The following is a 13,343-nucleotide window of genomic DNA, read 5'->3' on the forward strand; positions in this document are numbered from 1 at the left end:
GGCCCCACAACGGGCCGGGGCGCCCGCGCGTTGCCGGTCGGGTGCTGCGGGTCAGGCGGGCTGGACTAGGCGGTTCTCGTAGGCGAAGACGACGGCCTGGACGCGGTCGCGCAGGCCGAGCTTGAGGAGGATGCGGCTGACTTGACATCCTCCCCCGGCTAGAGCCGAGGGATTCCAACACCGGTGGGGTGTTGAGGTTCACGGACGCTCGACCGCTTGCGCGGTGTCGTCCCTCCGGTACCGGCCCGTTTGGGTCGGGGCCTTACGGCCTGTCCTACCGCGACGTTGATCGATGCGTTGGTGTCCGCGTTGCAGGTGAAACCGCAGTTGGAGCAGACGAACTTGGCTTGGCTCTTGCGCGAGTTCTTGTCGATCCATTTGCAGTCGGAGCATTGCAGGCTGGTGTAGGGGGCGGGTACGTCTTCGACCCTGCCTGGTGCCTTGTGCCCGGTGCGCCGGCGGAGCAGGCCCCAGCCCTGGGCGAGGATGGACCGGTTCAGTCCGGCCTTAGCGGCTCGTCCGTTCTTCAGGAACTGTCCGGGCTGCTCGGGGTCGGGCTTCGGCTTGACCGACGCCGTCATGTTCTTGATGTTCAGCTTCTCGAAGCGGATCAGGTCGTAGGTGCGGGCGAGGTCTGTGCTGGTCTTCTCGCACCAGTCCTTGCGCCGGTCGGCTTCACGGGCCTTGAGCTTGGCGACCTTGGCGTACTCGGCAGTCTTGTGCGGGCTGTTCTTCGGTGCGCGGGATGCGCGGCGCTGGTGCTTGCGGATCTGCGCGCGTTCCTTGACGGTGAGCTGCGGGCAGTTGAGGGTGCGGCCGTCGGAGAGGGCGGCGGTGATGGTGACGCCCCGGTCGATGCCGATGACCTCACCCGTTCCGGGCGCGTCGATCGATTCGGGGACGACCGCGAACGCGACATGCCACTGACCGTTTCGGAAGGTCACCCGGAACGTCTTCGCGTCCGGCAGCCCCTGCCGGGTGTTGCGGAACTTCACCCATCCGCAGCCCGGTACCTTGACCTGCGCCCACCGGCGGTTGAGCTTCTGCACGACCACGGACCGGCCCATGACCTGCTTGCCGGTCTTCGCGTTCACCTTCGCGGTGCCGTCCGGGTTGAACTCCGGTACCCGGTCGTCGCCGATGACGCGGAAGCCCTCATGTCGGAACTTCTTACGCCACGTCGGCTCGCCGAATCCGGCGTTGAACTTCGCCGACTTCGCTGCGGCGAAGTCCTTGAGGGCCTGCGCCTGCACCGTCTGGTTACCGGAGCAAAGCCAATCACTGGCACGCCGGGCCTCCGTCAGCTGACGGCACTGCTCCGCGAAACCGGGAGCGGACTTACGTCCCCAGTACCAGTGCGAATGCTGCTCCACCGCCAGGTTCCACACGTACCGGGCGTGCGCGCAGTGCAAGAGCATCTGCTCTGCCTGCTGCGGCGTCGGGTACATCCGGAAACGTGACATGCCGCCACAGTAGAGGCACAATGGCGGCATGATCAAGTTCACGCTGCGCATCCCCGACGATCTCCACGACCGGATCACCGTACAAGCCGCCACCGACAGAAGGTCCCTCAACTCAGAGATGCTGCACCTGCTTGAGGTCGCTCTCACCACCGTCTCTACCGAGACACCGGATCGCCTTGACGGCGATTCGGCTACCCCTGACCCGCTACGCGGTAAGCCGCATTCCCCCACCGCCTAGGCGGTGGCACCCTGCGGTTACCCGGTGGGTCTTGACGGTCGCCTCGGCGAGGGTGAGTTCGGCGGCGAGGCGCGGATTATGCCGTCGAGCACGACCAGGACGTCGGCGGTCATCGCGCACCACCCACGGGGCCGCTGGACGGGGTTTCCCGCGTGGTGGGGCCACGGAGGGGTGCCCCACCACGCGGGGGCCCGGTTCTACTTCCCCGGTCGTCCGAGCTGGTGGACGGTCCAGCCCGTCGCGCGCCAGGGCTCGGGGTCGAGGGTGGTGCGGCAGTCGATGAGCAGCGGGTTGGCGGGGCGGTCCGCGAGGGCTTGGGGGTCGGCCTGCTGGTACTCGGGCCAATCGGTGGCCAGGACGACGAGATCTGCGCCGTTGAGGGAGGCGGGCAGGTCGTCGGTGTAGTCGAGTTCGGGGTTGCGGATCATGGCCGTGGCCACGGCCTGCGGGTCGTGAACGGTGACGGTGCCGCCGGCCTGCTGCAGGGCCTGGGCGAGGGCGAGAGCCGGGGACTCGCGAACGTCGTTGGTGCCGGCCTTGAACGCGGCACCCCACACGGTGACCCGGGCACCCCTGACGGGACGGTCACCCAGAGCGCGGGTGATGAGGCCCATCGCGACGTCGATGCGAGACTCGTTGATCCTCTCGGCGGCGAGCAGGAGGGCAGCGGCCTGTTCGGCGCCGAGCTGCCGGGCGAAGGCAGTGAACGCGCGGACGTCCTTGGGGAGGCAGCCGCCGCCGTAGCCGATGCCGGGCCTCATACCGCCGCTGCGGATCCGAGGGTCGATGCCCAGGATCTCCACGATCCGGGAGACGTCGCCCCCGGCGGCCTCGCACATGTCGGCGACGGCGTTGATGTAGCTGATCTTCAGCCCGAGGAAGGAGTTCGCCGCGCCCTTGGCGAGTTCCGCGGTCTGCGGGTCGGTGACGAACAGGGGGACACCGGCGTCCAGGATCGGGGCGTAGACCGCGCGGATCGCCTTCTCTCCCTCGGCGGTGGTGACCCCGGCAATGATGCGGTCCGGGCGCAGGGTGTCCTCGACCGCGTGTCCCTCGCGCAGGAACTCCGGATTCCAGACGACATCGACACCTTCACCGATGGGCGCGAGGCGCTGGGCGAGGGCGGTGACCCGGACGGTCGTGCCGACCGTGACGGTCGACTTCCCGACGATCGTGCAAGAGGTGGGGGGCGAGCTGACGAATGGCGCCGTAGACCTGTCCGGTGTCGTACGAGCGTCCGTCGGCGTCGATGGGGGTGCCGACGCCGATGAAGTGCAGCTCGGCGACGTCGGCGGCCTCGCGGATTTCGGTGGTGAACCGCAGGCGCCCGCTCACGGTCTGACGGGCGATCAGATCCGGAAGGCCGGTCTCGTAGATGGGGCATTCGCCGGCGTTGAGCCGGTTGACCTTGGCCCGGTCGACGTCCACGCCGATGACCTCGTGGCCGAGTTCGGCCATCGCCGCCGCGTGCGGGATGCCGAGGTGACCACAGCCGATCACGGAAACACGCATTGCAGGTCCTTGTCTGGTCGGGGGCCCACCGTGCTCGGTGTGCCCCCGACGTTATCGGTTGTGGAACTGGCCTACGGTGGGCCCGAGTTCGCTCAGACGTTCACGTCGAGGAGTTCGAACAGGCGGAGCAGGGCCGGGGTGGCCTCGGAGCGGACCACGACGTCGCCCTCCCGGGCGCCCTCGATCAGGTAGGGCTTGTAGGCCCCGTTCTCGGTGACACCCTCGGTGTCCGGGCGACGCCCCTAGGGAGCGGGGCGGGGGCGGACGAGCGTCGGCGGGAGGATCTTGCCGCCGCACCGGTTGGGCCGCGCGATACGCCCGGCGTACATCTCACGACGGATGCCCGGCCGGGGCGGGCGCTGCCGCCCCGGCCGGGGGTCGCTTCCGGATGACGGGGGTCAGTTCCAGATGTCGTTGAGCGGGGTGGCGTACTGGTCGTTCTGGGTCAGGCTGCCCAGGCCCAGGGCGGCCTCGATGGTGCGCTGCACGCTGTAGTGGGTGTCGTGCGCGGGCGACTGGTAGCCGGGCTTGGCCAGGCCCGGGGAGGCGGCGACGATCGTCGGGATGTGCTGGCCGTGGTTGTGGTCGTCCTCGTCGAAGGTGATGACCAGCAGGGAGCGCTGCTGCGTCCACGCGGGCGAGTTGAGGATGTTCGGCAGGTTGTCGCGCATCCAGGTGTCGCCGGTGGCGACGGAGCAGTTGTGCATGGTGTTGCAGCTGTTGGGTTCGAACCAGACGAAGTTGGGCGTAGTGGCGGGTGACTTGAGGTCCTGCCACAGCTGGGTGATCGGCTGGAGCTTGTCCTGGCAGCGGGCGGGGTTGCCGGTGACGTCGCGGAAGAAGGCGAACGGCAGGTTGTCGGCGTCGTAGTTGCCGCTGGAGGCGAGGTTGCAGGGGCTGCCCATGTCCTCGATGTAGCCGCGCCAGGTCTTGCCGGCGCCCTCGACGAGGTCGCCGAGGTGCGGGGAGGTGATCGTGCCGGTCAGCGTGGGGTACGGGTTGTCGGTGTGGCCGAAGGTCGAACCGCCCGCCACCGCCCAGTAGTTGGGGTCGCTGTCGTGGACCGCGCCGTAGGACTGGGTGAGCGTGGTGTTCTGCTGGGCGAGGGTGTTGAGGTAGGGCGCGGAGCTGCTGCCGATGACCTGGTCGTAGGACTTGTTCTCCATCATGACGAAGAAGACGTGGTCGAACGCGGGCACCTGGGAGGCCGGCGGCAGGGGCGGCGCGGGCTGCGGCAGGGGGGTGGAGAGGGTGAGCGAGAGGCCGTCCGCGTAGGCGTCGTTGTACTGGCCGCCGCTGCGGGCGGGGTCGCGGGTGAGCGTGAGGCCGATCGCGATGCTGCGGGTGCCGGCCGGGACGGTGCCGGTGGCGGTGCGCTGGAGCAGCGCGGTGGCCGAGCCGCGGTCGGCGGCGGTGACCGGGCCGATCCTTCCGGTGCCGAGTGCCGTGCCGGAGGCGTCCTTGAAGGTGACGGCCAGGGTGGCGGTGGAGTTCTCGCCCGCCCAGCCGCCGAGCCGGCCGGCGAGGTTCCAGGTGACGGCGCCGCCGTCGATCTGGCCGGCGGCGGAGGAGACGTCCGCGCTCTGGGTGAGGGCGGAGTCGCCGACCGGGCCGCCGGAGAAGAAGGCGTTGCCGCGCAGGGCGGGGCCGGGCGTGGCGGCGGAGGGGAAGCCGCCCGGTGCGCCGTAGGCGACGGCGGTGGGCACGCCGCTCACCTGCCAGCCGGGCAGGGTGACGCCGTCGTAGCCGCTGGTGGAGGGGTTGCCGCACTCGGCGTCGCCGTTGACGATCAGGTTGGTGCCGCTCGTGCCGGGCGCGGTGACGGTGAAGCGGGCCGGCGGGGCGAGGTCGGTGTAGCCGTCGGTGGCGAGGAAGTGTGCGGCGTAGGTGCCGGGGGCGAGCGCGTCGCCGGCGAGGGTCAGCGAGCCGGCGGCGTTCGGCGCGTACGCCCGGACGAGGGCGGCGGGGGCGCCGGTTGCGCCGGGGGTCTGGCCGTCGGGGTAGATGCCGACCCAGTTGGTGGCCGCGGCGCGGGCGGTGGCGTAGGACAGCGCCACCGGGCGGCCCTGGTCGAAGCCGTTCTGGCCGAGGCAGAGCGAGCTGTCGGCGGTCGTGGTGGTGGTCGCCGTGATGACGGTAAAGAACACCGGTGCGGCGAGCGGGGTGTAGCCGTCGTTGTAGAGCAGGAAGGCCTTGTAGCTGCCGGGCGGCAGCGAGGAGACGGACAGGTTCACCGAGCCGCTCGCGTTCGGCGCGTAGACCCAGGCGAGCGAGGCGTTCCCGGTGCCCGGGCCCTTGCCCGGATCGCTCGGGTAGATACCGACCCAGTCGGTGGAGGAGACCTGCGAGGTGCTGTACGTGGCCGTCAGCGGGGCGGTCTGACCCTGCGTGTACGTGGCCCTGTCGAGGCTGAGCGTCGCCGTGCCGGCGGAGGCCGGCACGGCGGTCAGCGGCATCAGCAGGGCCACCACCGCGAGGATCAGCCACCCCAGATGACGGGGGCGGCCGGCCGGAGCGTGAAGCATGGGAGCGCCTTCCTGGTCCTGTCGGACGTGTCGGACTGTCAGGAGACGGGTGCCCGCCTCCTGGTCGCGCAAGACCGTGACAGCACCCCCCGTCCCCCGCGCGAACGCCCCACGAACGCCAGATGTCCAGCCAACTACGGTCCGCCTGTACAGCCAACTCCGGCCTGTCGGGCCCGGATTCCGGACGCTGCGCCCCCAGGGCCCGGCGCAGCCGGTCCGTACACCCCCCTTCCGGGGCAGGCCGGGCGGGGCTTGACGTGGCTGGTGGGCGGGGCGATGGTGTGGCCCGCAAGACCTGACATGTTACGTGTGCAATGGCACAGATGGTTCTGCGGCGGCCGTCCGATGCCACCGGAGGGGAGGACGGGGCGCCGCGGCGAGGGAGGGGCCCCCATGGAGTTGGAGCTGCGGCATCTGCGGGTGCTGTGCGCGATCGCCGATACCGGGAGCGTGGGGCGGGCCGCCGCCGTGCTCGGGGCCTCGCAGCCGGCGACCAGTACGCAGCTGCGCCGGATCGAACGCTACCTGGGCGCACCGCTGTTCGAACGCACGGCCTCGGGGGTGGTGGCGACCTGCTTCGGCGTCGAGGTGCTCACCGCCGCCCGCGACCTGCTGGCCCGCGCCGACCGGCTGGGCCGCCGACCGGCCGAGGAGCCCGCGCCCGTCCTGCGGGAGCTGCGCCTGGCCGCCACCCTCACCCCCACCCTGCCCGGCCTGCTCTCCCGGGCCCGGCACCAGCGGCCGGACCTGCAGTTCACGGTCAGCAGCGTCTACCGCTCCTCCGACATCGTCGACCTGCTGGAGCAGGACCGCGTGGACGCCGCCATCGCGGTCGACTACCCCGGCACGGAGCTGGCGCACTCCCCCGCCGTCGCGCACCGGGGGATCGTCACCGAGCCCGCCTTCGTCGCACTTCCGGCCTCCCACCCACTGCGCCACCACACCGAGGTCGCGCTGGCGGACCTGGCCGGTGAGGCGTGGTTCCTCACCCCCGACGACGGGGCGGGCTGGCACCGGGTGTTCCACAGCGCCTGCGCGGCGGCCGGGTTCGCGCCCGCGACAGTGCACGAGTTCCTCGGCGGCCGCCTGGAGCTGCAGGACCTGATCGCCGCCGGGCTCGGCGTCTCCGTCGTCCAGCCGACCACCCGGCCACTGGGCGACGTGGTCGTCAAACCGCTGGCCGGCACGCCGATCTGGGTGCGCCACCTGCTGGCCTGGCGCCCGGCGGCGGTCGGCGGCGAGGTGGTGGAGACGCTGTTCGGTGCCGCCGGCGCGGCCTACCGGGAGCTGGTCAACGCCTCGCCGCACTACCGGGCCTGGGCCTCGCGGACCTACCGCGCGGCCCGGCCCTGAGTGTCGTCGGGCGTTGCCCCGTAACGGTGTTATGCCACCCCCCTGCAATGTCATATGACCTGTGACATTGTTCTGACGGGTGGCCGGTGACAGGATGCACGTCAAAATCCCCCTCGCCTCGCGCCTGACACCCCGTTACTCCCCCCCCACATACCAGGACAAGGACACCGCAGTGCGTCTGCGCCAATCCCTCCCCCTCCTCGTGGCCGGCGCCCTCGCCGGCTCCGCCACCCTGCTGCCGACCCCCGCCCTCGCCACGCCCGCCGCGCCCGCCGCCCCGGTGAAGGCGGCCGCCTCCCCCTCCATACCCAAGCCGTTCGGGCCCGAGGTCGCCGTGCAGGCGTCCGAGGCGATAGGTCGCGCGGCCGCCCCGCTGACGTCCGACCGGCTCGGCCAGGCGCTCCAGCCGGCCGGGACCGCCGTGCAGACCACCCCACGCACGGACACCAGGCCGCAGGCGCCCACCCCCGCCAAGCATCCGCTCGCGGCCAATTCAACAGCTGCCACGGCCAGTTGCACCCCGGCCGACTTCGGCTCCCGCAGCGGCGCCGACCTGGTCTCCTTCGTCCAGGGCTCGACCACGGACTGCGTCAACACGCTGTTCAACGTCACCGGCACCGACGCCGGCAGGATCTTCAAGCAGTCGCAGATGCTCACCGTCGCGGCCGCCTTCCAGGCCCAGGCGGCGAACTACACCGGCGACAACACCACCGGCATCCTGCAGCTCGTACTCTTCCTGCGCGCCGGCTACTACGTCCAGTCCAACAACGCCTCCGCCGTCGGCCCCTACGACGCCACCCTCACCACCGCCGTCAAGGCCGGCCTCGACGCCTTCTTCGCGAGCGCGCACTGGCACGACGTCAGCGACGCCAACGGCCTCGTGCTCTACGACGTGCTGATCCTCACCGACAGCGCCAACATCCAGGCCCAGTACCTGAACGTCTACAAGCAGGTCCTGAACGGCTACACCAACGCCTACAACGCGTCCCCGAAGATGGTGAAGGCCGTCAACGCCGTCCTGTTCGCGCCGATGTGGCGGGCCAACTGGAACCCCGACTACGTCAACGCCCTGAGCGCCGACCCGAGCGCCATCACCGCCCTCGCGAACTTCGCACAGAACCACAAGGACCTGCTCGGCACCGCCAACCAGTTCCTCGACGTCAACGCCGGCAACGACCTCGCCCGCACCGCCGGCGACGGCGGCGCCGTCGGGACCTTCGCCAAGCCCCTGGTCAAGCAGGTCCTGGACACCACCCCGGTCACCGGCACCACCGGCCCGCTGTACGTGTACACCGCGTACAACGCCAACCAGTACGACAACGCGCAGTGCTCCTACTACGGCACCTGCGACCTGCCCGGCAAGCTCACCGCCGCCGTCCTGCCCAACACCCTGGTCTGCGACAACCGCACCATCCGCGGCGAGGCCCTCTCCCCCGCCGACCTGGCCACCGTCTGCGCCAGCCTGCGCGGCGAGGACGGCTTCTTCCACAACATGGTCAAGGACAACGGCCCCGTCCCGAACCAGTACGGCAAGACCATCACCCTCGCCGTCTTCAAGAACCAGCCCGACTACCTCACCTACTCCTGGGCCATCTACGGCAACTCCACCAACAACGGCGGCCAGACCGTCATGGACGTCACCGACCCCACCAACCAGCCGGTGTCGGTGATGTACCAGAAGTCGTGGAACGACGGCTTCCCCGCCAACGTGTGGAACCTCAACCACGAGTACACGCACTACCTCGACAACATCTACGACATGAAGGGCAACTTCGGCACCGAGATCTCCGTCCCGGACATCTGGTGGATCGAAGGCGTCGCCGAGTACGAGTCCTACGCCTACCGCGGCACCACCGACACCCAGGCGATGGCCGAGGCCGCCACGCACCGGTACAAGCTCAGCACCGTCTTCCAGAACACGTACGACAACTCGGACTCGGTGCGCACCTACCCGTGGGGCTACATGGCCGTCCGGTACATGCTCGAGAAGCACCCCGCCGACGTCTCCGCCATGCTCGGCCACTTCCGCACCGGTGACTACCAAGGCGGCTACGCGGTCTACAACAACCTCGGCACCTCCTACGACGCCGACTTCGACGCCTGGCTGAACACCTGCGCCGCCGGCGCCTGCTACGCCGCCGGCCCGACCGCGCTGTTCGGCCAGTCCGTCAACGGCGCCACCGTCACGCTGACCGACAAGTCCGTCGAGACCAACAGCCAGGCCAGGATCACCTCCTGGCACTGGACCTTCGGCGACGGCACCTCCGCCGACCAGCAGAACCCGGTGCACACCTACGCCAACCCCGGCACCTACACCGTCGCCCTGACCGTCACCGACAGCAACGGAAAGACCGCCAGCACCCCTGCCGGGGTCACCATCGCCACCGGCGCCGGCACCACCCTGCCCACCTGCACCGACCCGCGCACCGACGCCCTCGGCCAGAACTGCTCCCGCCCCAACCAGGCCCGCACCGCCGGCAACCTGGACTACCTCTACCTCTACCTGCCGGCCGGCACCACCACCCTGAAGGTCTCCACCTCCGGCGGCACCGGCAACGCCTCCCTCTACTACAACCCCGACACCTGGGCCTCCCCCAGCGCCTTCACCGCCTCCTCCACCAACCCCGGCACCAGCCAGAGCATCACCGTCACCAACACCACGGCCGGGTTCCGCTACATCAGCCTCTACGCCAACACCGACTTCAGCGGCGTGACGGTCAGCACCCAGTACTGACCCTTCGGCGCCAACGGCCGAGCGGCGCGTCCCCGTTGGGGGGCGCGCCGCTCGGGCGTGGAGGTTCTAGAAGGAGTTGGCGAAGTTCGCGAAGGCGGCGCGGGTGCCCGAGCCGGCGATGCCGTCGATCGCGCCGCCGTAGCCGTACGAGTCCGCCAGCAGGCGCTGCAGTGCCATGATCGTGTTGGGTCCGACGATGCCGTCGATCGCGTCGGTGTAGCCCCAGTACGTGGCGAGGCAGCGCTGGAACGCCTTCCAGCTGTTGGTGCCGAGCAGCCCGTCGGTGACTCCTCCCCCGGCTGAAGCCGGTGGCTTCTCGCTAAGCCTGGTTGGCGTTGCGACGGGCCAGCCCGGCCCGTAGAACGTTGATTGCTCCCACGGTGTCAGCGTGCGCCGTGTGGCCGCAGGACTGACAGTGGAACTTCTCCTGTGTGGGCCGGTTCTCCGCCGCGACGTGTCCGCACTCGGGGCGCGGGCAGGTGCGGGAGGTGTTGCGGGGGTCCACGGCGATCACTTCCCGTCCGGCGCTCTCAGCCTTGGCGTGCAGGATCGTCAGGAACACCCCCCAACCGGCATCGTTGATCGACTTGTTGAGTCCGGCTTTGGCCGCCGCACCGTTGGGCAGAAACGCGCCCGGTTGGTCGGGGTCGGGCTTCGGCGCGGGGGCCTTGCTCATGTTGCGGATCTTGAGGTCTTCGTGCGCGACGAAGTCGTGCGCCCGGACCAGTCCGAGAGCGGTCTTGTAGGCGTGGTCGAGCCGTTGACGGCGGACCTTGCGGTGCAGGTCGGCGACCTTGGCCACAGCCTTGCGTCGCCGGTTGCCGCGGCGCCTGCACCGGGCGAGGGCCTGCTGCGCGGCTTCGAGCTTCGCGGCAGCCGTGCGCCCGTGGCGGGGGTTGGGAACGAACCCGCCGTTGGAGTCGGCGAGGAAGGTCGCTATCCCGAGGTCGATGCCGACAACGCTGCCGGTCGGCGGGAACGGTTCGGGCTGTGCCTGTTCGGCGGTCAGCACCACATACCAGCGCTTGCCCTCGCGCTTGACGCTGACCGTCTTCACCTTGCCGGCCACCGGCCGGTGCTGATTGACCTTGACGTGGCCGACACCCTGGAACCGCACCCGCGTCTGCGGATCGTGCGGGGTGGAGTCCCACCGGCAGCCGTCCCCGTCCTTCGGGAACTCCACCGTGTCGAACCAGTTCACTCCCCGAAAGCGCGGGTAGCCGGGCGTCTCACCGGACTTGACCCGGCGGAAGAACGCCGCGAACGCCTTGTCGAGACGCCGCAAGGTGGCCTGCTGGGAGGAGAACGACCAGCGGCCCTGACGCTCCGGGTCGAACGCCCGGATGTCCTTGAGCTGCGCGGACTGCATCCCGTACCTGATGCTCGTCTTCGACACGTGCCGGTAGGCGTCGCGGCGTTCCTGCAATGCCCCGTTGTACAGGGAGCAGTGATCACGCAGCATCTCGCCGAGGGCTTGGGCCTGGCCCACAGTGGGCCGCATGAGGAACTTGTACGCACGGATCATCCAGCCCACCCCCTCCCCGGCCTCCCCGGGCTGACGTGCGATCAACATGCCACACGCCACCGACAACACGCACGGTCACCCCGGAAACGAAGAGACCTACGGCGCTTCGCGCCTCCGAGCCAAGGATGCGTTTCCCTCCCCGGCTGAAGCCGGGGATACCCACGCAAGATCAGGGATGGAATCCCTCTGCGCCGCCTGGATGCCCATCGCCTACGCCGCCGTGGTCCACTGCCGCGACCACTTCGACCAGGAGGCAGGCGGCGACCGCTTCCGCGGAAAGGTGCTCGCGCTTCAGAGCGCCACCGAAACGGCCGTCTACGAGGCGATCCAGAGCACCGATGTGCCGATCCTCGACCTCCCCCCGGGCCTGACCACCCAGGCCCGCGTTGATTGGGTCGCCAAACACCTCCACCTCGCGGGCATCGACGTTCACTGAGGTGTCCTATGGTCCCCCCAGAACCACCTGTCGGAGGACCCGGTGCAGCCTCAACGTCCGATCATCGATGTGATGCTCATCCTCGAACGCAATAGCCTGGTCTTGCTCGCCGAGCGGGCCAATACGGGCTACAGCGACGGCATGCTCAACCTCCCCAGCGGGAAGGTCGACGAAGGCGAGGACGTGATCACCGCAGGGATCAGGGAGACCGGTGAGGAGGTGGGGGTTACGGTTGAGCGCGAGGCCGTTCGGGTCGTCCACGTCGTTCACTACCTCAATCCCGAGGGTGAACCCCGCATCGGCTGGTTCCTCGCCGCCTCCGAGTGGAGCGGTGAACCGTACAACGCCGAGCCGCACAAGTGCGCTGGCATCTCCTGGCACCCGATCAACGACCTGCCGGAGAACACCCAGCCCTACAACGCTGCCGGGATCGCCCGGTACCTGAAGGGGGAGCCGTTCTCAGTACTCGGCTGGTAGAGAATTCCCCCGGAACCTGGAGCTGGGCCGCGCGATCCTGCGGGAGGTCTCGTGCAGACTTTCACGGCGGAACCGGGCCGGGGGAATGGCCGATACCGGGTTCGTGCGTGGCCGAATCGACGGGCCGCTGAAGGGAGTTGACGCTCCCCGGCCGCCTGCGGGTGCGGGCGGCCGGGGATGCGCCGGGGTGTCAGCCCTCGGCGGAGCGGCGGCGGGAGACGGCGACGAGCGTCGCGCCCGCGGCCACGGCCGCGGCGGCGCCGCCGGCCTCCCAGCCGAGGCCGTCCGTGCCGGTGGCGGCCAGCTGGCCGGGGTTCGCGGCGGCGGCCGTGGTGGTGTCGGTGGTGCCAACGGCGGTGGTGATGCCGGTGGTGCCAAGGGCGGTGGTGGTGCCGGTGGTGGTGGTCGTGACAGCGGCGGGCTGGACGCCCTGGCCGGGCTGCGGCTGCTGTACGGCCGGGGCCGGGGTCTGAGCCGGGGTCTGAGCCGGGGTCTGGGCCGGGGTCTGGGCCGGGGCGGGCGTGCCGGCGGCGTTGGCCTCGTCCTCGGCGCGGGCCTTGGCCCAGCCCTCCTTGAGGAACTTGACGACGTCCTCGTCGGTGCCGCTCATCGCACGGTTGGCAGCCTCCTTGACGGCCCGCCCGGTGGCGGCGGCAAGGATCTGCGAGACCTTCACCCGGTTGTCGTCCCCGCGCTGCTTGTCGAGTTCGACCGCCAGGAAGTGCCGCAGCTCGGCGGCACCGCCCTTGAGCGCCTTCTCCCCGGCCTCGCGCACACCCGGGCCGATCTCCTTGTCGGCCAGGATCCGCTCCACCTCGGCCCGGTCGTCGTCCTCGGCGCGAGCCGTGAACTGGCCCTCCTTGAGGAACTTGACGACGTCCTCGTCGGTGCCGCTCATCGCACGGTCGGCAGCCTCCTTGACGGCCCGCCCGGTGGCGGCGGCAAGGATCCGGGAGACCTTCACCCGGTTGTCGTCCCCGCGCTGCTTGTCGAGTTCGACCGCCAGGAAGTGCCGCAGCTCGGCGGCACCGCCCTTGAGCGCCTTCTCCCCGGCCTCGCGCACACCCGGGCCGATCTCCT

9 protein-coding genes and 3 pseudogenes are annotated in these 13,343 nt (G+C 70.1%); 5 read left to right on the forward strand and 7 right to left on the reverse strand.

The window, feature by feature from the left end; all coding sequences use genetic code 11:
- Positions 1–51: 51 nt before the first annotated feature.
- Positions 52–141, reverse strand: a pseudogene (locus KV557_RS42755) (DNA-binding response regulator); the annotation flags it as partial.
- 17 nt (positions 142–158) lie between these two features.
- Positions 159–1,505, reverse strand: a complete 1,347-nt coding sequence (locus KV557_RS20165) for an RNA-guided endonuclease InsQ/TnpB family protein (RefSeq protein WP_308129982.1) — start codon at positions 1,503–1,505, stop codon at positions 159–161.
- Between KV557_RS20165 and KV557_RS44510 the strand changes: the two genes are divergently transcribed.
- Positions 1,492–1,701, forward strand: coding sequence for an Arc family DNA-binding protein (locus KV557_RS44510; protein ID WP_218202217.1), 210 nt, complete (start codon positions 1,492–1,494; stop codon positions 1,699–1,701). The genes KV557_RS20165 and KV557_RS44510 overlap by 14 nt on opposite strands.
- 197 nt (positions 1,702–1,898) lie before the next feature.
- On the opposite strand, the pseudogene KV557_RS20175 reads toward KV557_RS44510, so the two are convergent.
- Both KV557_RS20175 and KV557_RS20180 read right to left on the reverse strand, forming a co-directional pair.
- Positions 1,899–3,213 (reverse strand): annotated as a pseudogene (locus KV557_RS20175) (UDP-glucose dehydrogenase family protein).
- Positions 3,214–3,611: 398 nt separating this feature from the next.
- Entirely contained in the window at positions 3,612–5,738 is a 2,127-nt protein-coding gene (locus tag KV557_RS20180; protein ID WP_218202218.1) for an alkaline phosphatase family protein, read from the reverse strand.
- Between the two features lie 393 nt (positions 5,739–6,131).
- Here KV557_RS20180 and KV557_RS20185 point away from each other — a divergent pair, with 393 nt between their 5' ends.
- Entirely contained in the window at positions 6,132–7,091 is a 960-nt protein-coding gene (locus KV557_RS20185) for a LysR family transcriptional regulator (protein WP_218202220.1), read from the forward strand.
- A 172-nt stretch (positions 7,092–7,263) separates the two neighbouring features.
- A complete protein-coding gene (locus KV557_RS20190) occupies positions 7,264–9,825 on the forward strand; it encodes a collagenase (RefSeq protein WP_218202221.1) in 2,562 nt (853 codons plus the stop codon).
- A gap of 66 nt (positions 9,826–9,891) precedes the next feature.
- Here KV557_RS20190 and KV557_RS20195 read toward each other — a convergent pair.
- Together KV557_RS20195 and KV557_RS20200 are read right to left on the reverse strand one after the other, a co-directional pair.
- Positions 9,892–10,107: pseudogene (locus tag KV557_RS20195) on the reverse strand (peptidoglycan-binding domain-containing protein); the annotation flags it as partial.
- Between the two features lie 37 nt (positions 10,108–10,144).
- Positions 10,145–11,350 (reverse strand): RNA-guided endonuclease InsQ/TnpB family protein, encoded by a 1,206-nt coding sequence (locus KV557_RS20200; protein WP_218202223.1) that lies wholly within the window; start codon positions 11,348–11,350, stop codon positions 10,145–10,147.
- A 175-nt stretch (positions 11,351–11,525) separates the two neighbouring features.
- On the opposite strand from KV557_RS20200, the gene KV557_RS20205 reads away from it, so the two are divergent.
- Both KV557_RS20205 and KV557_RS20210 read left to right on the forward strand, forming a co-directional pair.
- Positions 11,526–11,786 carry a hypothetical protein gene (locus tag KV557_RS20205; protein ID WP_218202225.1) on the forward strand — a complete coding sequence of 87 codons (261 nt, stop codon included), beginning with the start codon at positions 11,526–11,528 and terminating at the stop codon, positions 11,784–11,786.
- Positions 11,787–11,828: 42 nt separating this feature from the next.
- Positions 11,829–12,263, forward strand: coding sequence for an NUDIX hydrolase (locus tag KV557_RS20210; RefSeq protein WP_218202228.1), 435 nt, complete (start codon positions 11,829–11,831; stop codon positions 12,261–12,263).
- A gap of 190 nt (positions 12,264–12,453) precedes the next feature.
- On the opposite strand, the gene KV557_RS20215 is transcribed toward KV557_RS20210, so the two are convergent.
- Positions 12,454–13,343: ALF repeat-containing protein (locus tag KV557_RS20215; protein WP_218202230.1), on the reverse strand; the 890-nt coding region annotated here is incomplete at its 5' end.

The sequence above is a fragment of the Kitasatospora aureofaciens genome (assembly GCF_019192735.1).
Classification (GTDB): domain Bacteria; phylum Actinomycetota; class Actinomycetes; order Streptomycetales; family Streptomycetaceae; genus Kitasatospora; species Kitasatospora aureofaciens_A.